This is a genomic window from Pseudoalteromonas sp. APC 3893 (genome assembly GCF_030408095.1).
Lineage (GTDB): Bacteria > Pseudomonadota > Gammaproteobacteria > Enterobacterales > Alteromonadaceae > Pseudoalteromonas.
The window spans coordinates 220,837-246,074 of the sequence record NZ_JASDCD010000001.1; the positions used below are offsets into that span (position 1 = coordinate 220,837).

Annotated in this window: 16 protein-coding genes and 1 pseudogene; 10 read left to right on the forward strand and 7 right to left on the reverse strand. The window is 40.1% G+C overall.

Translation table 11 applies throughout. From position 1 onward, the window contains the following. The first annotated feature begins 2 nt into the window (after positions 1–2). The 3 genes from QMA12_RS00990 to QMA12_RS01000 all read left to right on the forward strand — a co-directional run bounded on the left by QMA12_RS00990 (position 3) and on the right by QMA12_RS01000 (position 7,354). Positions 3–3,200 carry a PilC/PilY family type IV pilus protein gene (locus QMA12_RS00990; RefSeq protein ID WP_290210846.1) on the forward strand — a complete coding sequence of 1,066 codons (3,198 nt, stop codon included), beginning with the start codon at positions 3–5 and terminating at the stop codon, positions 3,198–3,200. 430 nt (positions 3,201–3,630) lie between these two features. After that, complete coding sequence (locus QMA12_RS00995; protein ID WP_290210822.1) at positions 3,631–6,807, forward strand: PilC/PilY family type IV pilus protein; 3,177 nt, start codon at positions 3,631–3,633, stop codon at positions 6,805–6,807. Positions 6,808–6,943: 136 nt separating this feature from the next. Then, positions 6,944–7,354 (forward strand): type IV pilin protein, encoded by a 411-nt coding sequence (locus QMA12_RS01000; protein WP_087532093.1) that lies wholly within the window; start codon positions 6,944–6,946, stop codon positions 7,352–7,354. An 85-nt stretch (positions 7,355–7,439) separates the two neighbouring features. Here the strand turns inward: QMA12_RS01000 and QMA12_RS01005 are convergent, their stop codons facing one another. Together QMA12_RS01005 and QMA12_RS01010 are read right to left on the reverse strand one after the other, a co-directional pair. Continuing rightward, complete coding sequence (locus QMA12_RS01005) at positions 7,440–7,979, reverse strand: GspH/FimT family pseudopilin (RefSeq protein WP_290210823.1); 540 nt, start codon at positions 7,977–7,979, stop codon at positions 7,440–7,442. 64 nt (positions 7,980–8,043) lie between these two features. Continuing rightward, complete coding sequence (locus QMA12_RS01010; RefSeq protein ID WP_290210824.1) at positions 8,044–8,601, reverse strand: GspH/FimT family pseudopilin; 558 nt, start codon at positions 8,599–8,601, stop codon at positions 8,044–8,046. A gap of 192 nt (positions 8,602–8,793) precedes the next feature. Between QMA12_RS01010 and glnB the strand changes: the two genes are divergently transcribed. Continuing rightward, on the forward strand, positions 8,794–9,132 hold the full coding sequence (gene glnB, locus QMA12_RS01015; RefSeq protein ID WP_087532096.1) for a nitrogen regulatory protein P-II: 339 nt from the start codon (positions 8,794–8,796) through the stop codon (positions 9,130–9,132). Positions 9,133–9,216: 84 nt separating this feature from the next. Here glnB and QMA12_RS01020 read toward each other — a convergent pair whose 3' ends face one another. Next, on the reverse strand, positions 9,217–9,978 hold the full coding sequence (locus tag QMA12_RS01020; protein WP_290210825.1) for an outer membrane protein assembly factor BamD: 762 nt from the start codon (positions 9,976–9,978) through the stop codon (positions 9,217–9,219). A gap of 142 nt (positions 9,979–10,120) precedes the next feature. Between QMA12_RS01020 and rluD the strand changes: the two genes are divergently transcribed. From rluD to clpB, 3 genes are all read left to right on the forward strand, one after another. After that, positions 10,121–11,098 carry a 23S rRNA pseudouridine(1911/1915/1917) synthase RluD gene (gene rluD / locus QMA12_RS01025; RefSeq protein WP_290210826.1) on the forward strand — a complete coding sequence of 326 codons (978 nt, stop codon included), beginning with the start codon at positions 10,121–10,123 and terminating at the stop codon, positions 11,096–11,098. Between the two features lie 5 nt (positions 11,099–11,103). Continuing rightward, positions 11,104–11,829, forward strand: coding sequence for a peptidoglycan editing factor PgeF (gene pgeF, locus QMA12_RS01030; protein ID WP_290210827.1), 726 nt, complete (start codon positions 11,104–11,106; stop codon positions 11,827–11,829). Positions 11,830–11,926: 97 nt separating this feature from the next. Further along, positions 11,927–14,503 carry an ATP-dependent chaperone ClpB gene (gene clpB / locus QMA12_RS01035; protein WP_087532100.1) on the forward strand — a complete coding sequence of 859 codons (2,577 nt, stop codon included), beginning with the start codon at positions 11,927–11,929 and terminating at the stop codon, positions 14,501–14,503. Positions 14,504–14,569: 66 nt separating this feature from the next. Here clpB and QMA12_RS01040 read toward each other — a convergent pair whose 3' ends face one another. Beyond that, complete coding sequence (locus tag QMA12_RS01040; protein ID WP_087532101.1) at positions 14,570–15,727, reverse strand: chorismate mutase; 1,158 nt, start codon at positions 15,725–15,727, stop codon at positions 14,570–14,572. A 360-nt stretch (positions 15,728–16,087) separates the two neighbouring features. Between QMA12_RS01040 and QMA12_RS01045 the strand changes: the two genes are divergently transcribed. After that, the gene (locus QMA12_RS01045; RefSeq protein WP_290210828.1) at positions 16,088–19,087 is read left to right on the forward strand and encodes an EAL domain-containing protein; all 3,000 of its coding nucleotides are present in this window, start codon (positions 16,088–16,090) and stop codon (positions 19,085–19,087) included. Between the two features lie 95 nt (positions 19,088–19,182). Here QMA12_RS01045 and QMA12_RS01050 read toward each other — a convergent pair whose 3' ends face one another. Continuing rightward, positions 19,183–20,382, reverse strand: a complete 1,200-nt coding sequence (locus tag QMA12_RS01050; protein WP_290210829.1) for an aromatic amino acid transport family protein — start codon at positions 20,380–20,382, stop codon at positions 19,183–19,185. Between the two features lie 397 nt (positions 20,383–20,779). Between QMA12_RS01050 and QMA12_RS01055 the strand changes: the two genes are divergently transcribed. Further along, positions 20,780–21,688: a DMT family transporter gene (locus tag QMA12_RS01055; RefSeq protein WP_290210830.1), complete on the forward strand. Its 909-nt coding sequence runs from the start codon at positions 20,780–20,782 to the stop codon at positions 21,686–21,688. A gap of 2 nt (positions 21,689–21,690) precedes the next feature. On the opposite strand, the gene QMA12_RS01060 is transcribed toward QMA12_RS01055, so the two are convergent. Then, a complete protein-coding gene (locus QMA12_RS01060) occupies positions 21,691–22,542 on the reverse strand; it encodes an OmpA family protein (protein WP_254911172.1) in 852 nt (283 codons plus the stop codon). Between the two features lie 285 nt (positions 22,543–22,827). Between QMA12_RS01060 and rnt the strand changes: the two genes are divergently transcribed. Further along, the gene (gene rnt / locus QMA12_RS01065) at positions 22,828–23,520 is read left to right on the forward strand and encodes a ribonuclease T (protein ID WP_290210831.1); all 693 of its coding nucleotides are present in this window, start codon (positions 22,828–22,830) and stop codon (positions 23,518–23,520) included. Here rnt and QMA12_RS01070 read toward each other — a convergent pair. Further along, a pseudogene (locus tag QMA12_RS01070) lies at positions 23,504–25,130 on the reverse strand (FapA family protein). The gene rnt and the pseudogene QMA12_RS01070 sit on opposite strands and share 17 nt — an antisense overlap. Positions 25,131–25,238 lie beyond the last annotated feature (108 nt).

A 25,238-nucleotide genomic window follows, 5' to 3' on the forward strand; every position in this document is an offset into this window, starting at 1 on the left:
TGATGAAGTTTGAAAAGTTAGTTATAAGTATTTCGCTCAGTATTGCACTGCTTTTGAGTATGCACAGCTACGCTGAAGATATTGAATTATATGTTAATCATAATGTTGAGCTTGATGAAAAGCCGCGTGTTTTATTAATTTTTGATACCTCTGGAAGTATGGCTTTTTCCTCAAGAACAGGGGATGACTGTGGACAATATAGTAATGGAGATTGGCGGTTGTGCAGTGATAGCCGGTTGGGGGTGGCTAAAGATGCAATGACACAATTAGTTGAAGGACATCCAGATATTGATTTTGGTCTTATGCGTTACCATAGCACCGATGGTGGATATATTGTCAATGGTATTGGTAGCTCTCATGACACAATTACTCGTTCAATAAATAACTTGCCAGCAGACGGAGGAACGCCTTTAGCCGAAACACTTTGGGAAGCCTATTTATATATAACAGGGAAAAGTTTGCACTATGCATTAAATCTCAATGAGAGTAGTAGGGATACAGGTGTTGAGAATAAAGTTTATACAGGAAGAGTGAGAGTTCGCAAGTGTAGTTCGTGGTGGAATTGTTGGAATGAATGGCAAAATACCTACGATTACACATATATTTCTCCTTTTGCTGATAGCGAAGCTGAAGCTATACGCTGCGATAACTCAGTGAATATAATTTATATGACTGATGGTGATCCGTCTTCAGGGAGTGATAACGGCAGCGATGCTGATATAAGTAGCGAATATAGAAAATATTTTGGCCGTTCACTTACCAACGATGATTATGTTTACAGTAATTATTTACATCAACTTGCGAAAGTAATTCATGGTGTAGACGCAAATAAAAAAGCCGGTATCGAAGAAGTTATTGTTGATCTATACCCACAAACTCCTGATATCCACGAAACGGGACGGGTATATACCGTTGGGTTTGGTTCTGGGATGAGTGCCTCAGGCAAGTATTTATTAGAAGAGACTGCGAGATTGGGTGGTGGTCAATATGAACATGCTAATACGGCAGATGAGTTATCAGATGCATTTAAAAAGTTCATTACAAATATTCGAGAAGTAAATGACACGTTTACATCTCCTTCAATTGCAAGTAACAATGTGGATCAGACTCGAAGCCGGGAATCGATTTACTATGCTATGTTTTACCCCGAAACAGGTGCCCGTTGGCGAGGGAATTTAAAAAAATTAAAAGTGTCTGGCACCGAAATTGTTGATGCGCGAAGTACCCCTGCACTTAATGATGATGGGTTAATTAAATCAACAGCACATACCTTTTGGTTACCTGAAAACTCAGCTGCAGATGGTAATTCAGTGGAAAATGGTGGTGTTAATTTACATCTTACAAATTTAGCAGAGCGAACCGTTTACACCGATTCTGCCGCAGGAGGACTGATCGAGTTTAAAAGTAATCTTTTACAAACAGCCTTCGGTGGGCTTGCAAATTTAGCGAATAGTTTTGGGACTGATCTACTCAATGTCGCTTCAACTATTGATTGGGCTAGAGGTGTTGACGTTGATGATGAGGATAAGGATGGCTCTCGTCGGGATCAGCGTCAGGACATATTTGGTGATCCATTACACTCAAAGCCCGTCACTATTGATTATGGTAATGATGATATACGTATCCTGATTGGTACTAATGCTGGTTTTTTACATATGTTTCAGGATAAAGGGGACGAAGTGGGTGAAACATGGTCATTTATTCCTAATAGCTTATATAGAATTTTAGCACCGTTGCGGGAGAACCAAGCTGATACTAAAGTGTATGGCGTTGATGGACCTATTACTGTATTTTTTGATGACGCTGATCGTGATGGTGTTGTTGAAACTGGCGATCGTGTATGGGCGTTTTTTGGTATGCGTAGAGGCGGTAATTATTATTATGGTTTAGATATTACGAACCCTGATGTTCCTCGATTAATGTGGACAATTCAAGGAGGCACAGGTGTTTTCTCTGAGCTAGCACAAACTTGGTCAGCGCCAATCGCAACATACATTAAAGGGAAAACAGATCCCGTGTTAATTTTTGGGGCGGGCTTTGATACTAATAAAGACAATATACAGCTTAGTAATGATAGTAAAGGACGGGGGTTATATATTGTTAATGCATCAGATGGTAGTTTGGTGTGGGAGCTCACCCCTAGAACAGGCTTTAAAGGAGAGCATAGTATAGCCGCAACTGTATCGATACTTGATTCTGATTATGATGGCTTTATAGACCGTCTGTATGCAGCTGATACAGCGGGTAGTATCTGGCGTGTTGATATGCCTGGTGCAAACCCGAAAGATAGCATAAACCCATGGACTCACTTTGAACTAGCACAATTAGGAGGAGCATTATCTAGCCAAGATCGACGTTTTTTCTATAAGCCGGTTGTAGCGCGTACAATGTTTAGCAAGGTAACTAACACTACTGAAAATGATAAAACAACGATTACTCGCCAAGATACACCTTTTGATGCGGTATTAATTGGCAGTGGTAATAGGCCCAAGCCCACGTTAACGAACGTGCAAGATCAGTTATTTATGATCCGTGATATAAATACTGTGACTAAGTCATTTTTGGATGATGACATTCCAGTTCCCATTACAATCAGTGATTTAATGAATGTGAATAATGACCCTTTTGCGAATGCGCTCAGTGATATCGATAAATTTACTGATGAGGAGTTAAAGCTTAGTCAAAAAAGTGGCTGGTATTATGATCTTCCTCGAAGTGGTGAAAAATCACTTGCAGCTGCAACTGTAGTTGGTGGCGTTGCTTACTTTACGAGTTTTACACCGGCTTCAGAAGATTCGGTTATTAATCAATGTTCTTTAAGCGGCGGAAGCGGCGGTTTATATGCATTTCACTTACATTATGGCACCAAAGTGTATGAGCAGTTACGCTATGTGACGAGTAATGATGTGCCTGATACACCACAACTGTATTTTGGTTCAACAAATACATGTGAGACTGATGATTGTGATGAACAGAGCCAGTTTTTATTGCTAGGGCCTGGGGTTAAGCAAACACAAGAAACGCAAGGGGACTCAAGCGCGAAAAACCCATTTGTGCCAAAGGAAATTATAGGGCCTGGTATTTCATTTGATGAAGATGGCAAAATTAAACTAGTAAGCGATGCTGTACCAATTGGTTTTGGTTTTAAAACCCAACAAACATTTATTTATAAACGCGAGTTGAATGATAACTATAAATAAAGATTAAAGTTATTTTTATACGGTTTTACTATCGTTAATGTAGTAAAACCGTGTAACTCCCTTTACAGTCAGATTGTTTAAATACTTTACTTAAAACCAACCTTCACATACGAAGCACAAGGCGTATTACAGCTTTTTGTACTGAATAAGCTCTATACCTACAAAGTATTCTATCTTTTTACCCCAATTCCAACCCTATTTTGTAATTTTCTGTTCTGAGAAAATTAACGAAAAACATGATTTCACAGATGTAGTCATTATATTAGTCTAATCAATTAGATGTAGTTAAAAAGGATTGCTTGGTGTGTTTTTTATACAGAAAAGTGACTGTTTTATGTTGTGAAATCTAAATTCTGTGCTGTACTAAAGTAGTACTCATACTAAATGGAGAGAAGTCTTCTGTATGAGTTTTAAACGAAAAGATTTTCACATGGATAGGGTTGTCGCTATGTTTCAATTTACGCATGGAATTACAAAACTGTTTGGCTTTTTAGTTGTTTTTACCAGTCAAGTGACTCTGGCTGATGATATTGAATTATATCATTCACAAAATGATGATAAGTCAAAGGTATTATTAGTATTTGATAACTCGCTAAGTATGGCTTTATCAATAAATAGTAATAAACAGTGTAAAGGGTTGCTTGGTGTAATTAAGCTATGCCCTGAGACTCGACTATCAGCTGCAAAAACTGCGATGAAAAAATTGATCAATGATAATCCCAATGTTGATTTTGCGCTTATAAAATCGAATGGCCCTTTAAATTTAAAATTAAATAATTTACTTGATTTAGGTAGCTTATTAGGCTCAACAGGTGGTTATGTCACTCATGGGTTTGGAGCTGAACACAGCGATATTATCGAAACAATTGATGATTGGGGGCTACTATCATTAGTAAACATAAGTCCTGCAACTGAAATGTTACATGAAGCGATGCTTTATTTACATGGCCAACAAGTTGGTTATGATCACCTTAACTTACTTGATCTCATTGATATTCGTATTCAACAACAGGGGCAATATATTTCCCCCTTTAGTTTGAATGATGACTCTGAAATCCCCTGTGAAAGTAAAGTGAATGTTGTATTGATCACCGATGGTATATCCTTAACAGAAAGCTTGCCATTATTAGAAAATAGCCGTGAAAACGATATAAAGCAGTTGCATCAAAACCTATATGGTTATCCTGCCGATAAATTTAAAAATACTTATTTACCAACCGTGGCCAGACTCTTACATGGGCAAGGAATTAGTAATTTTGATGCCTATCCAGACACTGCAATTATCGATAATGTTAATGTATATACAGTCGGGTTTGGTCATGGCATGCCTCTTTATGCTGAGCAGGTATTGGTAGAAACGGCAAAGCAAGGTGGCGGGCAGTATTTTTTAGCTGAGTCACTAGAGGAGCTAAATGAAGCGTTTGCGACGACAATGAAAACAGTACGCACTGTTGATGCTAGCTTTTCTTCCCCTGCGATTGTCGCAAGTAGTGCCGATAGAACGCGCCACTTAGATAGTATTTATTTAACTATGTTTCAACCAGCTTTAGGTGCTCGTTGGTTGGGGAATTTAAAAAAATTAAAGGTTTCAGGTACGCAAATTACTGATGCGACAGGTAATTTTGCACTGGATGGAAGTGGGGCAATAAGCCAAGATAGTCGTACTTTTTGGCTTCCTGATGCGGAACCTAATGATGGCGCCAAGTTGCAAAGTGGAGGGGTTAATTATTGGTTGTCGGAATTTGCTGAACGTAATATTTATACGGATACAGCCGCGGGGTTGATGCCTTTTACTTATTCTAATTTAGAAAATCAGTTAGATGACCTTGATGAATTGTTTAATGAACCATTATCGGAGATTGAAGCGACTATAAATTGGGCGCGAGGAGTTGATGTTGATGACGAAAATAACAATGACAACCGGACTGAAACTCGCAGTAATATTTTTGGTGATCCACTGCACTCTAAACCCGTAGCTATTGATTATGGGAATGGCGATATAAGGATTCTTGTTGGCACAAATGCTGGTTTTTTACATATGTTTCAAGATAAAAACGATACCTTGTCTGAAAGCTGGGCATTTATTCCACGCAGCCTTTATAGCATTCTCAAACCATTAAGAGCTAACCAATCAAATAGTAAAGTATATGGTGTTGACGGTCCTATCAGTTTATTTATTGATGATAAAAATAGCAATGGAATAATTAACGATGATGATCGTGTCTGGGCATTTTTTGGTTTGCGTCGGGGAGGACGTAATTATTACGGACTTGATATTTCAGAGCCTGATTCACCAAAATTACTTTGGAGCACTCCAATTCAAGGGGGGGTATCATCATTTAAAGAGCTTGGGCAAACGTGGTCAAAACCAATTGTAACTTATATTAAATTGGCAGGTTTTGAAAATAAACCGGTACTGATCTTTGCTGCCGGTTATGATGCGAATAAAGATAATGAGCAGCCAAGCAGTGATGATAAAGGGCGAGGCATATATATTGTTGATGCAAGCAGTGGCGAAAAAGTATGGTCATTGACCCCTGAAAATGGATTTGCAGGTGTAGATAGTATTGCGGGCGATGTTGCGGTATTTGATGCTAATTATGATGGTTATATAGACCGTCTTTATGCTGCTGACACCGGAGGGAATGTATGGCGGGTAGATATGCCAGAAGGCAAGTCGTGGACACATTTTAAATTAGCCGAACTCAGTGCTAGTGGGATAGCTAATAGGCGTCGTTTTTTAAATCAACCTATGATTGCAAGAACATTATTTAGCCGTGTTAGTAGTGTTTTTTATAATGGGGAAATGCATCAAGTACGCGAAGATATTCCGTTTGATGCGGTGTTAATCGGTAGCGGAGATCGTGCAGATCCGATGACCACAAATACTCAAGATCAACTTTATATGGTGCGTGATATAAATACTGTTACTGGCCAATTTCCTAATGGCTTACCTGAGCCGATTCGTATTGACGAGTTAATGGATGTTAGTTTAGATCCATTTTCCACCAAGCTTGATGATAACGAGGCGTTTGTTCAACTTGAGGTCGAACTGGGAAACTTTAAAGGGTGGTACTACAACTTACCTAAACTAGGTGAAAAGTCTCTCGCTGTTGCAACAGTGGTTGGCGGTATTGCTTACTTTACAAGCTATACTCCTGCAGCCTCGACTGCGCCTGAGGCAAGTCAACAGTGTATAAATAGTCGTGGGCAAGGTGCTATGTATGCGTTTCATTTGCATTATGGCACTAAAGCCTATGAGCAATTGGCTTATTTAACGCGTGATGAGTTACCAGATACACCGCAATTGTATTTTGGAGCTCAAGAGCAATGCGACGATAAAGATGATGATAATCTTTGCGATGATACTATGGAGCCGGTTGCCAAAAAAAGTCAGTTTTTACTACTTGGTCCTTGGTTAAATACACAGCAAGTGGCAGGTATTTTAAAACCTAGTGAATCGTTTGTGCCACAAGAATTATTAGGACCAGACATTACATTTGATGAAAATGGCCATATAAAATTAGTAACGAGTTCATCAACACAAGGTCTGGGTTTTCGGGTTCAGCAGACGTATGTATATAAGCAAGACATTATTTCTCAATAATTAAAAAAGGTGCTTAATGCGGTAAATTCAGGCAATAATTGCATTCGATGCAGTAGGCACTTATGATGGGGTGATTTAGTTTACACCCCACACATAATAATTTTCGGCGTATAATGCAAAATAGATGGTGCGAAGAATGAAAATACAAAAAAATGGTTTTACTTTAATTGAGTTAATGATTACGGTGGCTATATTGGGCATTATCGCATCTGTCGCTCTGCCTAGTTACTTTGAACATGTTAAACGTACAGCTCGCACAGAAGCTATTACTTCATTACTTGATGCTGCAAATAAGCAACAACAGTTTTTTGTTGATAATCGAGTGTATACACAAAGCTTAGAAAACTTGGGTGTGGTATCTCCGACAGAGCATGGATTTTATACCATAAAAGTAAGCGTTGATAATTCTGCGGGCACGTTCAAGATCACTGCTACCCCCGCTGCTGGACCACCACTAAAAGACGACGATTGTAAATCTTTTACTATTGATGACGCCGGACTTAAAACGTCCAAAGGAAGTGCGGATAAAAGTGAGTGCTGGGGGTAATTTCATTTTGGTTTAACGACTTCGCTTGCGCTTGGCATTGCAAATAAACTAAAAAAGGCTAACAAATAAGTAAGCTAGATTTTGCTCAAATACTATTTTGACATTCTTTGGTGTCCTTTAGTGTTATTCTACCTGTAGTACTCACCGAAATAGCAATCCCCGGTAAATTTGCTGATTTATAGTCAGCACAATATATAAATGTACCATTATTAAACCCCCTGGGTGTACCATCAGGGCGGTAAGTGATGGCGTTTCGGGGGTAAGTAAGTTTATCTGACTTATTAATGGCTTCAGTGACAAACATAACAGTGTCATCAGAACCAAAGACTCCAACATCTCCTTTATCAACAAAAACGGTAATACCTTCATGCCAACGACTGCTGTCACATACAGACGACTTCAATGCACAAACAGTAATTTGGCTATTTAAAGATACCGCATTGTTACGCGCTAAATTCAAGGTTCTTTTTATCAGGTGGCTATAATTTTCAAGGCGAGTTTGTGCAAGAAAAGGCTGCAAGTGAAACAGAGCAAGGTTAGCCATGATAGCGACAATACTCAATACCACCATTGTTTCGAGCAATGTTGTCCCTAATTTTGCTTGGAATTGGGGTGGCTTTCTCATCCTTGAGCTCTTTTGATTACTATTATTCTAATATTAGTTGAGCTTGCTGGAGTTGCAAGCTCAATTAAAGTGCTTTAGCAACACAAGAGTTATTAGTATCTCCATTATATAAAGCGGTACCCGATTGGCTGATTGTTAATGCTTTATTGTTTTCATTGTCTTTATTTGGGCAGTATGTAAATGTACCTGGGTTTGAGGTGATCCGGCCACTTGCATCAAATGTTAATGAAGTATCTCCCGAAAATGTTAATTTACTATTTTCAGATATCTCAGCCATGGCTCTAAGAATTTTGTCTCCTTCTTGTGGATCATAGCCACCATTACTGTTGTCATCGAAAAATACAATGATGGTGCCGTCACTCCAATCTTTAGAGCAGGTCAATTGTGTATTATTTTCTATATTGGTTGTGTCTGCGCTACACACTACGATAAGTGAATCTGTACTGGTGGCTTTTGCGCGGGCAAAATTGATATTGCGTTTTAACTCGAGCAAAAAGTTTTCGGCTCGATTTTCTTCAAGCATATCACTGCTATTCCAAAAAGCGATTGCAGCAACAATGCCAACGATAGCAATAGTGACCATCAATTCTAAGAGCGTAAAGCCGTGTTGTATTTGTTTCATATCTACCTCTAAATACTAGGTGACTCATTAACAAGCCATACTAACAACGTATTTTATCACTATGGTTGCTAGATTTTTAATTATCATATCATTGTTGATGATTAAATCACCGTAATTCAATTGCTTTGTTTGCTATGAACTGCAGGATTGTCTAAAATCGACTCAAACAGAATTTAAAAGTAGCAACGAACAATGAAAAAAATAGAAGCAATCATCAAACCTTTTAAACTAGACGACGTACGTGAGGCATTATCAGAAGTCGGTATTACAGGTATGACCGTCAGCGAAGTAAAAGGCTTTGGTCGTCAAAAAGGGCATACCGAGCTTTATCGTGGCGCTGAATACATGGTGGATTTTTTACCGAAAGTAAAACTAGACATTGTGTTAGGTGATGAAAATGTTGACCGTGCCATCGAAGTGATCGTTAAAACTGCGCAAACAGGTAAAATCGGCGATGGTAAAATTTTCGTTACTGATGTTGAGCGTGTTGTGCGTATTCGTACGGCAGAAGAAGACGAAGAAGCTATTTAATTAATTCGGTTTAAGTTAATAAGTCTTCACTTGATATAAAAAAGGCGCTAATCAAATTAGCGCCTTTTTTATATATAATTAAATCTATTTGTTTTTATTCAACTCACGAGTCAATTTAGCGTGCTCACTTAGTTCAGGCAATCCCAGCTTGGAATAGCTTTTTTCCATCATTTCTAATGCTTCATCTAAATAACTACTTTGTGAATAATGCTCTACAACATATTTACCGCGATTTGCCGCTGCAAGGTATGCTTCTCGCTCATAGTAGTAATCAGCCACTTTTAGCTCATAACGTGCCATTTTATTTAGCAACCAAACCAAACGACGTTTTGCCTCTGGCGCATAACCACTTTGTGGGAAGCGGTTGACTAAGGTTGATAAGTCAGTAAAGGCAACACGAGTACGGTTTGCATCACGGTCGGCTCTATCAACACCAAAGTATTCTTGGAATGCATTCTCATCCGCTTTAATGTTCACTAACCCACGCATGTAATACATGTAATCTAGATCTTTGTGATTAGGGTTTAAGCGAATAAAGCGGTCAATGGTCGCTAATGCTTGCTCTGTATTACCTGCTTGGTAATGGGCATAGACTAAATCCATTTGTACTTGTTTTGACATTGGGCCAAACGGGTAGCGTGAATCAATTGCACTTAATAGCTCAATTGCACGTGCATAAAGGCCTGAGTCTAGTGTTTGTTTAGCGTCTTCATAAAGCGCTTGTGCTGATTTATTAGGAACGCGTTGGATATCTTCTTCATCTGGAGCAGACGAACATGCGCCTAAACCAAGTAATGAAACTGTAAAAACAATGGCGAATGCACGTTTCCCTATTCTATTTATCATTTTATTTGTTACCTTCGATGTCTTCGGCTAGGCCAACTGGGTAAAACCGAGTAAACTATGCTTATTATATAAATGCTTTTATTAAAAGCGATTCTAACCCAGTCGAGCACAGCTTGCACTGGTAAATTGGGTAAAGTTACTAATGTCAGAACAAATTTCTCTTCAAGCCGAGGTGCCAACTGAGTTAGGCGGTAAACGTCTAGACCAAGTATTGGCGCAATTGTTCCCTGATTATTCACGTTCACGTATAAAAACGTGGATTTTGGATGATAAAATCACCGTGGATGGTGAAATTTTCAACACACCAAGAGAAAAACTCTTAGGTGGCGAAGTGGTCAATGTTGAAACCAGCATTGAAGCGCCACGTGAATATGAAGCGCAAGATATCAAATTAAACATCGTTTATGAAGACGATGATATTTTAGTTATCAATAAACCAATGGGTTTAGTGGTCCATCCTGGGGCGGGTAACCCAGATGGCACAGTATTAAATGCGTTACTTCACCATTATCCTGAGATTATAAACGTCCCGCGTGCTGGTATTGTTCACCGTCTTGATAAAGACACCACAGGATTAATGGTTGTTGCCAAAACAATTCCTGCACAAACCCACTTAGTGACTGCATTACAAAAGCGTGAAAACTTCACTCGTGAATATGAAGCAATTTGTAATGGGACGATGACCGCAGGTGGAATGGTTGAAAAACCAATCGGCCGTCATCCAACTCAACGTACGCATATGGCGGTACATGAGCAGGGAAAACCTGCTATTACGCACTTTCGTGTTGCAGAAAAGTTCCGTGCCCATACACGCTTACGTTTACGCCTAGAGACTGGCCGTACTCACCAAATTCGTGTGCATATGGCGTTTATTAATCATCCATTGATTGGTGATAAAGCTTATGGTGGCCGTCCGCGCCCACCAAAAGGTGCCACACCTGAGTTGTTTGAAATGCTCAGAGCGTTTAACCGTCAAGCATTACATGCGGTTAAGCTGAGTATTGCTCACCCAATCACAGGTGAAATGATGACGTGGCAAGCACCTATTCCTGACGACATGGTGGCAATGACACACGCATTACGCGAAGACACCAAAGCTAACCCTAATATAGACTTTTAATCGCGATGATCACACCTACATGGCCCGCACCAATAAATATTGGTGCCCTGAGCACCACTCGAAAAGGGGGCTACTCTGATGCTCCATTTAGTAGTTTTAACTTGGGTTTACATGTAGGTGATGATGAACAAAAAGTACTGGCTAACCGTGAGTTATTAGCGAGCCACTTACCGACTAAGCCGGTTTGGTTAAATCAAGTTCATAGCAGCGATGTTGTTGTTGTTGATGAGCAGTTTGATCATTCCAAACTAGTGGATGCCGATGCGCTTTTTACTCGTTTGCCAGAGCAACCTTTAGCGATAATGACGGCAGATTGCTTACCCATTCTACTCACCACTGAATGTGGGAGTGAGGTAGCTGCAATTCATGGTGGCTGGCGAGGTTTATATGCTGGCATCATCGCTAACACAACTGCTCTCTTTACGACTCCTTCAGAAAAAATAGTAGCTTGGCTTGGACCTGCTATTGGGGCGCAAAACTTCGAAGTGGGTGCTGAGGTCAAGGCTGCTTTTTGTCAGTTTAGTGCACAGTATCAACATGCTTTTCAAGCAAAAGATAATGGCAAATATTTAGCTGATATTTACGCCATTGCACACATTCAACTAAACCATTTAGGTATTTTAAAAATTTCAGGTGGTGAGCATTGTACTGTTAATCAGCAAGCGCAGTTTTTTTCATATCGACGAGATGGTAAAACAGGGCGAATGGCTACTTTGATCTGGCGCAAATAATTGTTCATCATTGCGAATATATTACCTTCAAAACCTTGAACAAATCATCGAACATACCCATTAATAAAGTAATTAGTTTTTTTAATAGGTACCCCTCATGCGTTTAGATAGATTTACCAGTAAATTTCAATCTGCGCTTTCTGATGCGCAATCATTGGCACTTGGTCGTGACCATCAATTTATTGAGCCTGTTCACTTGATGTACTCACTGTTACAACAAAGTGGCTCTAGTGTGCGTGCTTTATTAGCACAAGCAGGTGTTAGTGCAGACGAGCTTAATACTAAACTGTCAAAAGAAATTGAAAAGTTATTCAAAGTAGAAGGTGTAGGCGGTGATGTTCAACTGTCTAACAACATGGTTTCGCTGATTAACTTATGTGATAAATATGCGCAAAAGCGTAAAGATAAGTTTATCTCTAGCGAATTATTTGTACTTGCCGCCTGTGAAGACAAAGGTCCTCTTGGTGATATTTTCCGTGCTTTAAATGTAACAGCGACGAAAATAGAGACTGCGATTGAAGCGATTCGCGGTGGGCAAAAGGTGGATGACCCCAATGCCGAAGAAACCCGTCAAGCCCTGAAAAAGTTTACTATAGACCTTACCGAGCGTGCAGAGCAAGGTAAGCTAGACCCTGTGATCGGCCGCGATGATGAAATTCGCCGAACCATTCAGGTATTACAACGTCGTACCAAAAATAACCCGGTATTAATCGGTGAGCCCGGTGTAGGGAAAACAGCTATTGCCGAAGGGTTAGCGCAGCGTATTATTAATGGCGAAGTGCCAGAAGGACTAAAAAACAAGCGCGTATTGTCACTTGATTTAGGTGCGCTGGTGGCAGGAGCCAAATACCGCGGTGAGTTTGAAGAGCGATTAAAATCAGTATTGAACGAGTTAGCTAAAGAAGAAGGCCAAGTTATTCTCTTTATTGATGAAATACATACTATGGTCGGCGCTGGTAAAACCGATGGTGCAATGGATGCGGGTAATATGTTAAAGCCTGCGCTAGCTCGTGGTGAATTACACTGCGTGGGTGCAACAACCCTTGATGAATATCGCCAATACATTGAAAAAGATGCCGCACTCGAACGTCGCTTTCAAAAAGTGCTTGTTGAAGAGCCATCAGTTGAAGACACTATCGCTATTTTACGTGGCTTAAAAGAGCGCTATGAATTACATCACAGTGTTGATATTACCGATCCTGCAATAGTAGCTGCGGCGCATTTATCACATCGCTATATTAGCGACAGGCAACTTCCTGATAAAGCGATTGATTTAATTGACGAAGCGGGTTCTTCAATTCGTTTGCAAATAGATTCAAAGCCCGAATCTTTAGATAAATTAGAGCGTCGTATTATTCAGTTAAAACTGGAAGATAACGCCCTTGCCAAAGAAAAAGATGAAGCCAGTCAAAAACGTCGTACAGAGATGCAAGAGCTTATCGGTGAACTTGAATCACAATATCGTGAACTTGATGAAGTGTGGAACGCAGAAAAAGCCTCGTTACAAGGCACTCAAGTAATCAAAGCGGAGCTTGAACAAGCGCGTTTAGATTTAGAAGTTGCAAGACGTGCAACCGATTTACAACGTATGTCGGAGTTACAATATGGGCGTATTCCCGATTTAGAGCGCAAACTTGATTTAGCCTCACAAGCTGAAATGCAAGATATGAGCTTGCTAAAAAACCAAGTTGGCGAAGATGAAATAGCGGAGATCTTATCGCGTTGGACAGGTATTCCTGTATCTAAAATGCTTCAAGGTGAGCGTGAAAAGCTATTACAAATGGAAGATCAACTCCATGCTAAAGTAATAGGGCAAGATGAAGCGGTTGTTGCAGTTTCAAACGCAATTCGTCGTTCCCGTGCAGGGCTTGCGGATCCAAATCGTCCAATTGGCTCTTTTTTATTCTTAGGCCCAACAGGGGTGGGTAAAACAGAGTTGACCAAAGCGCTTGCCACGTACATGTTTGACACTGAAAGTGCCATGGTGCGCATTGATATGTCAGAGTTTATGGAAAAACATTCAGTCGCGCGCTTAGTGGGAGCACCTCCGGGCTATGTAGGTTATGAAGAGGGCGGTTATTTAACTGAAGCTGTGCGACGTCGCCCATATTCTGTCATCTTGCTTGATGAAATAGAAAAAGCGCACCCTGATGTATTTAATATTTTACTGCAAGTATTAGATGATGGCCGCTTAACCGATGGTCAAGGGCGCACGGTAGACTTTAAAAACACCGTGATCATTATGACCTCAAATCTTGGCTCAGATATCATTCAAGAGCAAGCGGGTAATAACGACTACGATACCCTAAAAGAAAAAGTGATGGGTGTGTTGGTGAGCCAATTTAGACCAGAGTTCATTAACCGAATTGATGAAACCGTGGTGTTCCATTCACTTGCTAATGAGCATATTAAAGAAATTGCGGATATTCAGTTAACGAAATTGCGAGAGCGCTTAACTGAAATGGGGTATTTATTAGATATTAGCGATGCAGCTTTAGAGCGGATTGCAGCCAGCGGCTTTGATCCAGTTTATGGGGCACGACCACTTAAACGCGCTATTCAACATACCATTGAGAATCCACTGGCGCAAAAACTGCTAGCAGGTGAGTATCAAAGTGGCAGTATGATAGTGATAGATGCTGATGAAAATGGGTTGATATTCAGCGCACGCTAGTGGTATGAATTATCAAATATTAAGGCCAGCAATTTGCTGGCCTTAAATCATTTAAATGTACTAAATTTAAGCCTCAACACTCACCGCTTGTAATGACTCACTTTGATAGCAGCCAAGCACACGTACGTATTGCGTATGCTCTTTTAGCTGCTCTAAAGCGTGCTGCACGTGGTTATCTACTAAGTTGGCTTCTAAATCAACATAGAATACTTCTTCCCATGGGTTTCCAGGCACTGGACGAGATTCAAGCTTCACTAAGTTGATATTGTGCTCTTTGAAAATCATTAATGCATCTGCCAATGAACCGGCTTGTTGCTTAGTGGCCATAATTAAACTGGTTTTTGTTGGAATTTGCTTTGACACTTGAAGTGGTTGGCGAGCAACCACAATAAAGCGGCTATGGTTTTCGCGTTGGTTAGCAAGGCCTGATTTTAATACTTCTAACCCGACATGTTTGCCTGCTTGGGCTGAGCCTATCGCTGCACTATTAGGTGTGTCAATTGCTGATTGTAATGCACTTGCAGTAGAGTCAGAGGTTTCATGTTGAATATCGCCTAAGCCTTGTAAAAATCGGCTACATTGCGCAAAAGGTTGTGGATGAGCAAAAATTTTAGTTAATTTGCTGAGCTCTGTATCAGGTGAGGCTAATAAACAATGTTCAACACTGTGAGTTACTTCGCCCACGATGGATACTTGTGCATGTTGCAGTAAGTCAAAGACTTCATTAATACTACCTGAGCTGGTGTTTTCGATAGGCAATAAACCAAAATCGGCTTGGCCGCTTTCTACATTACCAGTAATTTGTTCGAAACTTGCACAGCCAAGTTCAACCAGTTTGCCAGGGCGACGACTAAAGTACTTATGACAGGCTAATTGGCTGTACGTACCTTGACCTCCTAAATAAGCAACACGGTGAGTTTCGCTCATTGCGTCAGGGTTTAAATTCTTCTGTAGCATGGCCTGCTGATTGAGTACTGAATCTTCTAAAATTGTTTGAAATACGTTATTGACATAATAAGCATCTAATCCCAAGGATTTACCGTAACCAATTAGCTTTTCGAGTAAAGCTTGCTCACGCGCTTCATCACGAATCGGTTTGTTATTAGCTATTTTATACTCTACTACGCCATGACTAATACGGCGGCGCTTGGCAAGTAGCACAAGCAGGTCTGAATCAATCTCGTTGATATCATGTCTGAGCGAATTTAGTACATCATTTGTCATTTGGGTTCCTCATTCCAAAAGTTACCTTAAAAAGGCAAAAACAAAAAAGCCTCCCAGTTGGGAGGCTTTGCTATTCGGTTGATTTAATCTCGCAAACAGGTAAGCCTCTTCTATTTGATAAAGAAGCTAAAAAAAGAAAATGTGAAAAGCGAGAATTTTATGTTCATGCTTTAAATGTATGGAGACTAGGCTATAAAGTCAACACTCTATTGTCTTTAATCGGGCAATTGAACTCGTTTATTCGTAGAATTGAGTTTTTTTATGAATATTTACAAAAAATTTATAAATCTAAATAGGGATCTGGTATATTTCTGAGTGTCGATTCAAATAATAACAATTATTAATAAATAAGGTTGGCTTGTGGTGTATAGACGCCCACCATCACGTTTTGGTGTTAATTCATTAAGTATGAAACTGTCGCTGTTAATTTCAGCGATTTGTTTGATCGCTGGCATTTGTGCGGCTGCACTAATGCTTAAATCTGAAGAAAAACAACTCGTGTTTGAAGAACACGAAGTGCTGAAGCTATCTAGCGAACGTTTGAACCAGCAATTTAATAACCTAGTGAAAACAAAGGTTAATATTGCAGAGCAAGCGAATACAGTTGTATCGAGTCAACTTTTCTATAATTCTTCTCAATTGGCAAGTAGCCAAAATGCTAAATTGAGTTTTGATGCAGATGGCAGTATTCGTAGCGCGTCAGAAGACGGGTTGTCAGCAGCTTTTTTACCGCAGCAAGAGTTCACTCCGTTTTATAAAAAACTAATTAATGATTCTGAGTCATTATGGAAAATAGTTTCCCCCACTTTGATCCAAGATTTTTTTAACTTTTATCTGATCTCAAAAGATAATTTTATCCGTATTGCGCCACCTAATTGGGCACTTAATGTTGCCAGTGAGCACCAGTTTACTGATGGCAGCAGTTTTAACTACGCTAAAGAAGCACTAAACCCAACGCGCGAAGCTGTATGGTCACAAGTTTATTATGATCAAATTTGGCATAAATGGGTTATTAGTGTATTGGTGCCAATTTATATTAATAATGAGTTTTTTGGTGTTACAGGCAGTGATCTGGCTCTTGAAACATTAATATCGCAACTCCCCGTAGGTGATAACGATCAGCACTTGTTTGTATTTGACAGTAAAGGCCAACTACTTGCGCATCCAAAGTTGACCAAAAATCAGTACGAACAATATGGCCAAGCTGGTAAACCCCTACGCACCAGTGATTTTGTTAATACAGATTTACAACAGCTTATAAATCAAACGATTAAAATGAAACTGCCAAAAAATGCTGATTCATTTATTCAAGATGGTGAAACTCACATTATTAATATCCGTAAAGTTGAGCACTTAGATTGGTATATCGGTATTTATAAAAAGCGTTCTTCGGCGTTATCTGCGTTGCAAGAACTTAAAGTAAAGTTTTTTGGCTTATTTATTTTATATGCCATTTTAGTCGCTTTGTTATTGCACCAAGCTTTGTATCAACTTGTCTTACGCCGAATCCACTCTTTAGTGCATGCAGTCACGAGTTTTGGTAAAGGACACTTACAAATTGAATTTCCAAAAGAAAATAAAGACGAAATAGGTACTTTAAATGGTTCCTTTCGTGATATGGCAGTGGAGATACGTAAACTTATTGATGGTTTAAATCAACGGATCACTGAAAAAGAAATCGCAGAAAAAGCCGCAAATAGACTTTCAAAAGCCGTGGCGTTCTCTGGCACTGGGGTAGTGATAACCGATCATAATTTTGTGATTGAGTACGTTAATCCAAAAATGCTAGAAATGACCAAATTTAGCGAAAAGCACTTTATGCAGTCGCCACTGTTAAGCATTATTGCTGATGAAATGGCTATTTTGGTGGATGACATAGATATAGATCTACGCAGCCGAAATTATTGGCGCGGTGATACCTTAATACAAGGGTTAGATAAAGCGCCTATCTGGGTTTCATTGAGTATTTCACCTATTCGTGAAGAGGGCGGGGAGATCACCAGTTATGTGGCATCTGCTCAAGATATTTCGTTCGTAAAAGAAAGCCAGCGCAAAATGGAGCAATTGGCATACTTTGATACTTTGACCGGACTGGCAAATCGTACCTTCTTTAGAATGCAGTTGCGCAAATCAATGGCACTTGCTGAGCGCGGACATTATGCATTTGCATTATTTTATTTTGATTTAGACGAGTTTAAACGGATAAACGATACACTAGGCCACGATGCTGGTGATCAATTGCTCGTTGAAGTGGCAAACCGGTTGAAAAAACGCTTGCGTGCTGAAGATACAATAGCCCGTTTGGGCGGCGACGAATTTGCCGTGCTACTCAGTGGCATTGAACAACAAGAGCATGCCACAGAGGTGGCCAATACAATACAAAGAACACTAAATGAGCCTATTATGCTAGGCAATAATGAAGTGATTATAAGTGCCAGTATCGGAATTACAATGGCACCATACGATAGTCAAGAAGAAGATCAGCTATTAAAACATGCTGATTTAGCAATGTATGAGGCGAAAGCAAAAGGGCGGAATACTTTTCACTTCTATAGCCAAGAGCTTAACGCTGCTGCTAATGAACGTTTATTTATTGAAAATGAACTACGTTTAGCGATTAAAGAGCGTCAGTTTGTGCTTTACTATCAACCACAGGTAGATTGTAGAACGCAACAAGTTACGGGCTACGAAGCACTAATTCGTTGGTTTCACCCAACCGAAGGTATGATCCCGCCGACTAAGTTTATCCCTATTGCTGAAGCAACAGGCTTAATTGTTGGGCTTGGTGCATGGGTGCTACAGGAAGCCTGTGAATTTGCTGCAAGGTTAGCCAGACAAGAACGTGAAAATAATATTTCTATCAACCTCTCTGCGCGCCAATTTAAAGACGCTAACCTAGTACCACTACTTGCCTCTATTATTGAGAAAACACAAGTCCCAGCTAAACGCCTGCACTTAGAACTAACCGAAAGCATGCTAATGGGCAATGTTGAAGCTGCGATATTACAACTTCATCAACTTAAAGACTTGGGTATTTCTATATCTATTGATGATTTTGGTACGGGTTATTCGTCATTGAGTTACTTGAAACGTTTCCCTGTTGATATATTAAAAGTTGACCGTTCATTTGTAAAAGATATTCCAGATGACTCCAATGATATGGAAATTACCGCAGCAATCATTGCGATGGCGCAAAAGCTTAAATTAGATGTTGTTGCCGAAGGAGTAGAAACGGTTGAGCAGGTTGAGTTTTTACAGAACAATAACTGCTTCATTGTGCAAGGTTACTATTATAGCCCCCCTATTGCAGAAAGAGAGCTACCAGCGTTATTTGAAAGGCTTAGTACTAAACTTAAATAAGCGAGACTTGTATTTTATTGACAAAAAAGGCACTCAATGTGCCTTTTTTGTTGTTATAGGAAAGTATAAATATTTGCAGTTAGCCAGTTAGCCAGTTAACCAATAGCAGGAATTAAACCAGCCATTTGCAGGCCTTGTGCGCTTATTATTAACACACCGCATAGCCCTGCAATCGCAAGTCCTATGTTACCTCCTTTAACATTGTAGCCAGCATATTCGCTTTTGCGTTGTTGGTATACCATGGCGACGGGTAAAAATACGGCCAAAATGACGAGTGCTATCGCTGCGTAGCCAAGCGCCATGATAAAGCCCTGCGGGTAGAAAAGGGCAAAGCCTAACGGCGGAATAAAAGTGATTAAGGCGGTTTTAATACGGTCTTTACTTCCATCGCCTTTTTTAAATGCATCAGCAAAAAAATCGAACAAGCCTAAACTTACCCCTAAAAACGAAGTGGCTAAGGCTAAATCGGCAAATAAATTAACGGCCGTTGAAACCGCTGAATTATTGGCAATATTGGCCATGCTCGTTACAAAACCGGGTAAACCCGTGCTGGTTAAAAGCTCAGCTTGACTCATCATACCTTGGCTAATTAGTTGCCAAAAAATATAAATAACGAGTGGTAGTGCAGCACCTGCGATCATAACGCGGCGCAGTGTTTTAATATCCAATCCAACGTATTTAACAATAGAAGGAATGGAGCCATGAAAACCAAAAGAGGTAAATACAACCGGAATGGCTGATAAAATAAGCCCTTGTTCGATGGGCATTTCAAGTAAATGCTGGCCATGAACATAAGGCGTCAGCATGTAAAACAAGCTCGCAAGTACAATTATTTTAATACTAAATAACACCCGATTAAGTTTATCGACCTTACTTGTGCCAAGGGTGACCACGGTGCCAATAACAACAGCAATAATAATAGAGCCAATTTGTGGTGCTAGATCTAAGTTTAGCCCAGAATTTATCTTTTCTTGTAATTGAGCACCACCCCCTGCGATATATGCAGCGCATAATGCGTAGAATAAAAACATCACAGAAAAATTAGCCACGTATTGGCCACGCTTCCCCAGCCATGATTTTGCTAACGTATTTAATGTTGCATCGCGCTCGGCATGCTGATGTAACTCGAGCATAAGTAATGCGGTGTATGTCATTAATAACCATGTAGCGACTATCAATGTAAGGGCGGTAGTAAACCCAAGTCCTGCACTTGCAATAGGTAGCGCCAACATCCCTGCGCCTATGGTGGTACCTGCAACAATTAACATGCTGCCTATTGTTTTATTTTTAAGCACTCTTTTACCCTTGAAACTTCGTGAGAGGCAAGCAAGATATAACTAGTTGGCACAAACTTAAATAGTTTTGTTATAAATCAAAGAAATTAAATGTAACTTATGATTTACATGCGTAATACAGTGCTTAATTTATTCACTGAAACCTAATTTATGTTGACTTATAAACCAAGTCTGCTATTTCTATAGGTATATCCTTATTTTTCAGATTTTTAGTAGATAATTAAATGCAACTAACTAACCGAGTACCTTCAATTTTGTGCCCATGGCTGACTCTATCAGTGATGCGCTCATGTATGGGTCGCGGTAAAATATAGTTTTTATTTTAACCGCGGTATAACGCGGTTAGAATCCTCTTTTTCTCTTCTGTGTTGTACCGCTTCCATAAAGGAATAGCCGGGTGAACGTCAAAGTATCTTATTTGTTTATGGTGTTGATATGGTCAACAACACCGCTAGGCATCGTATTTAGCAGTGAAACAGTTGCTCCAACCCTTGCTGTGCTGATGCGCATGCTTATTGGCTTGGTGTTAGCGGCGTTTGTCGTATCGATTGCAAATGTGCGTATTCCCTGGCATCGTCGGGCTTGTTTTTTATATGGTTACTCTAGTATTGGTATTTATGGTGGCATGCTACTTAGTTATATGGCAGCTAAAACGGTGCCGTCAGGGTTAATCTCATTAACTTTTGGCTTAGCACCTATTTTATCTGGTTTGCTGGCTCAGCGGTTATTAAACGAACCTAAGTTCAGCGCGATAAAACTTATTGCATTGGCTTTTGCATTAATAGGTTTGTACTTGGTCAGCCAAAGGCATATTCAAGGTTCACTAATGCAAATGCAAGGGCTGCTATATGTACTATTGGCCGTCTGCTTTTTTAGTTTAAGTGGTGTCATGATCAAGCGCGTTAAAATTGCGATACATCCAATGGCCACAACATTTGGTGCCCTGATATTTGTAACCCCCTTATTCTTTATTACTTGGTGGTTGCTTGATGGTGAACTCAATAGTGCGCTTTGGTCGGCTAAGTCACTATGGTCAATAGTCTATTTAGGGGTGTTTGGCTCGTTAATCGGCGCACTTGCTTATTTTCATGTTCTACAAAAGTTAGCAGCAAGCACGGTTGCTTTAACCACGCTCATCACACCTAGCTTCGCTATTGCTCTAGGGGCATGGTTAAACAACGAACCTGTAGATCTGCAACTCATTATGGGAGCTGTAATAATATTATTAAGTTTAGCGGTATTTCAATTTGGCGAAGGGTGGTTTAGCAAAAGAGGTAAGTTAAAAAACAAACCTCTTAAAAGTTAACATTACATTTTTGCTATTTGGATCACTAAACGGCGGTTTTTATCTCGGCCTAAAATATTGTCATTTGTTGCAACATGGCGCTTTTCACCAAAGCCTTGTGTTTCAACTTTTGACTCATCAATACCTAAACTGACCATATAATCTTTAATGGCTTTGGCGCGCTTTTTAGATAATTCTAAATTGTTCCAGCGCCCACCATAGCTATCAGTGTATGAATCGATAGAAATTGAAGCGATACTGGTATCGTGTTTTAAATACTCCGCTATTTTATCTAAGCGCTGTTGTGATGATTTAGTTAGTGTGCTGGTATTAGGTTGATAATTCATCACCGTAAATGAAATATCTTCAAAGCTGTATGGGAGTAACTCATCACGACATTGCAAAAAAGCCCAGTAAGCTTGTTTAAAATTAATACTTGATAGACCGACGGCAATTTTGTCGGCACTATTTTGCCAGTCTTGATAATAAAAAGTAGGGTAGTAACCTTTCTCTAGCTCCGTGAGCATTTCCCATGCTGTTTTATTGCCAAGTTCACCGTCAAATTTTCGCAATAACTTCATGTTTGCTATATCACGCGCAGCAAGACCAGCCCGCCAAGAGGGTGGCACCGCTTTTAGTCCTGCGATGCTGTAATTATCTGGCCTAACCACCATATCTAAGTTAAATAAAACATCTTTGTTCTTACTCGCCGTGGTGCTAAATATGGCTTCGCCGTAGTAAGGAACTTCATGATTTAACTGACATTGTAAGCGAGTGGTTTTTACTACTTCCCATTGTGAGGTATCGGCATCTGCACTGTATTGGCGCATCGCAGCATCTGCCAAGCTACTCGATAGTAGGGCAATTGTTGTGATACCAAAAGATAAGGATGATAACTTCACAGTAGAGTTCTCCAACAATATTAACTTTCTATTTGCTTTAACGTGCCAAAATTTTGGCTCAATGCACCAGCTTAAGAGCTTATTTAATTCAAATAAGTAGGTTTTCAAGGCTACGGGCTTAATTAATGTATAAACCTAATTCATACATAAGCAATATACATGCCTATAATTTATCGTGTAATAAATCCCTTAACCCCTAGCCTAGAGGGCATCAACTTTGTCATAATAGAAGGCTTACATCCATAAACCAAGAAGACTATGGCAAATACTGAACAAACACTTTTCGCAAAACGCTTTCGTGGCTTTTTTCCTGTTGTTATTGACGTTGAAACTGCGGGCTTTAATAAAGAAACTGATGCGCTATTAGAAATTGCGGTCTCTATTTTAAAAATGGATGACGAAGGCTTGTTAAGTATTGATCACACGGTTCATTTTCATGTGCAGCCATTCGAAGGTGCCAATATTGAACAAGCTGCTATTGAATTTAACGGTATTGATCCTTTTTCGCCACTTCGTGGCGCAGTACCTGAAGACGAAGCAATAAAAGAAGTCTGCAAAGCTGTACGTAAAGCGCAAAAAGCAGCAGGCTGTCAGCGCTCTGTCGTGGTGGCACATAATGCGGCATTTGATCATGGTTTTTTAAATGCAGCCATTGAGCGTAATAAAATTAAGCGCACACCCTTTCATCCGTTTGTCAGTTTTGACACAACCTCTTTAGCTGGACTTGCTCTTGGTCAAACAGTACTCGCTAAAGCGTGCCGTGCTGCGGGGATTGAGTTTGATAACAAACAAGCTCACTCAGCACTTTACGATACAGAGCGTACAGCTGAGTTATATTGTTTAATTGTGAATCGTTGGCAGCAATTAGGTGGTTGGCCGCTAGCTGAAAGTGAAGGCGAATTAGATACTGAAGTATCAACGCAAGACTCAGCCGCTAAAACGACTGAGTAATTTTTCCTTCACTCATTTTTACTAAATGAGGCGGGTAAATACGGGAAAAGTTTTTTGAGTCTTTTGCTATTTTTAATTCCACACCTGGATGCATTAGCTCATTAACTTTTACTCGGCTGATTGCTAAAAGCTGCGCTATTTTGGTTTTAATTAAATGCTTCTTACGCTTAATATGCGCAATTCTTATATTTATTTGTTCTTCACTGGCCGCTATTTTAGTTAAAAATAGCTGTCGCTTATCGGCTGCGGGAATTTTAACTGCTTTTTTTACGCGCTTGTTTAAGTGATGCGGCTTTTGTAGCCAGTAGCTTTTCAAAGTCAGAGACTTGAATCTGTTTTTGTCGTAAGTCATGCCAATATTGGGCGAGGTGTACCTTAGTTTTAGTACCAGAAGGCGCACCTAGTTCACCCGTTTCAATACGCATTGCATTTAAAATACTACCCCCAATAATTTTACCCTTGGGGTTATTCGCTTTACCGACTCTAATTAACCGCCGCGCACTTAAATCGCAGTGGAGAGCTTGGCGCTCTATAAATAAATCTTGTTGCCCCTCAATAAAACAATATTGGGCGTATCCTAATGAGATTGTTCTTGCGGCTTTTATCTTACATGTAAACTCATCACCATCTTCACGTTTTCGGCCAATTGCCCCTAGCAGCACGGTGACTGCACTGGCACTTTCTATGTTGCCTGACTCTACAAAGCCTAACACAGTAACGTCGCCGCTGGCGCGTACACGCATACCGTCTTTTATATCGCCACTGATAATGACACTGCCATCAAAATCAACATGACCAGTACCAATATCAACGTTATCAAAACATAATACGTCATCAACACGCATGCCACGTGGTAATGCAACGGGTACACCTTTACTATCAGCAATAAGCATATTAGGGTTATCAGGGTCGAGTTTAGTTCCTTCGAAGGGCTGTAGAGGAAGGTCTTTACCTGGGCAAGCAGCAATGGTGTCACCAAACACAGTGTAGCCGTCTTCACCCTGTGTTGCCGCTATGCGCTGCATTAATGGGGTACCAGGGTTTACAGTGATTATGGCGCCTAAGTCGCGCATATCCACTTTTCCGCCTTCTGTTGCTTGTGGACTTAAAACACGGTCTTGTGCTGTTGAACATAAGCGAACAAATTTAGCATCGCTACCTTCTTTAGGTCTGCGGCCATGAGCTACAATCGCGCTATACGAAGCCCCTGCGGGTTTTTCAAATTGCTGTCCTAAAAAGCTATCTAATGCACGTTGGCTGATCCCTTGAATAACTCCCGCTTCGAGTAGGGCGTCACGGGCACCATCAACAGACATCAATTGACCACCTCGGGCTGTGGTTAAGGTGGCTTCAGCAACCATATTTTTTTCATCAATTTGAATGAGTAACGAGGCATCCACCGCACGCGCAATAATCAATGAATCAGCTTGATAATTACTACTTGGAGCAAACAGTTTGCCAATATTAGCACTGACTACTTCAAAGTCGGCGTACTGAGATTGTTCTAATAATTCTATTAACTGTGAGCTAGTAACAGGGAAACCGCTGTTTTTTGGGTGCTCAGCAAGCGCAACAAAACCAGTTTGAGGGTCATGATTAAACAGCGACATTTATAACATCCTTTAGAATATGCCTGTTCTTATTATTTATTTTTACCACTCTATGTATTTTATACATGTGTAATACAAAATGGTGGTTTAGTACGCTATTTGAGCACA

Excerpts from the sequence above, each read along its gene's own strand:
- QMA12_RS00990 (WP_290210846.1), top strand. The coding sequence starts at position 3 with ATGAAGTTTGAAAAGTTAGTTATAAGTATTTCGCTCAGTATTGCACTG.
- QMA12_RS00995 (WP_290210822.1), top strand. The coding sequence starts at position 3,631 with ATGGATAGGGTTGTCGCTATGTTTCAATTTACGCATGGAATTACAAAA.
- QMA12_RS01000 (WP_087532093.1), top strand. The coding sequence starts at position 6,944 with ATGAAAATACAAAAAAATGGTTTTACTTTAATTGAGTTAATGATTACG.
- QMA12_RS01005 (WP_290210823.1), bottom strand. The coding sequence starts at position 7,979 with ATGAGAAAGCCACCCCAATTCCAAGCAAAATTAGGGACAACATTGCTC.
- QMA12_RS01010 (WP_290210824.1), bottom strand. The coding sequence starts at position 8,601 with ATGAAACAAATACAACACGGCTTTACGCTCTTAGAATTGATGGTCACT.
- glnB (WP_087532096.1), top strand. The coding sequence starts at position 8,794 with ATGAAAAAAATAGAAGCAATCATCAAACCTTTTAAACTAGACGACGTA.
- QMA12_RS01020 (WP_290210825.1), bottom strand. The coding sequence starts at position 9,978 with ATGATAAATAGAATAGGGAAACGTGCATTCGCCATTGTTTTTACAGTT.
- rluD (WP_290210826.1), top strand. The coding sequence starts at position 10,121 with ATGTCAGAACAAATTTCTCTTCAAGCCGAGGTGCCAACTGAGTTAGGC.
- pgeF (WP_290210827.1), top strand. The coding sequence starts at position 11,104 with ATGATCACACCTACATGGCCCGCACCAATAAATATTGGTGCCCTGAGC.
- clpB (WP_087532100.1), top strand. The coding sequence starts at position 11,927 with ATGCGTTTAGATAGATTTACCAGTAAATTTCAATCTGCGCTTTCTGAT.
- QMA12_RS01040 (WP_087532101.1), bottom strand. The coding sequence starts at position 15,727 with ATGACAAATGATGTACTAAATTCGCTCAGACATGATATCAACGAGATT.
- rnt (WP_290210831.1), top strand. The coding sequence starts at position 22,828 with ATGGCAAATACTGAACAAACACTTTTCGCAAAACGCTTTCGTGGCTTT.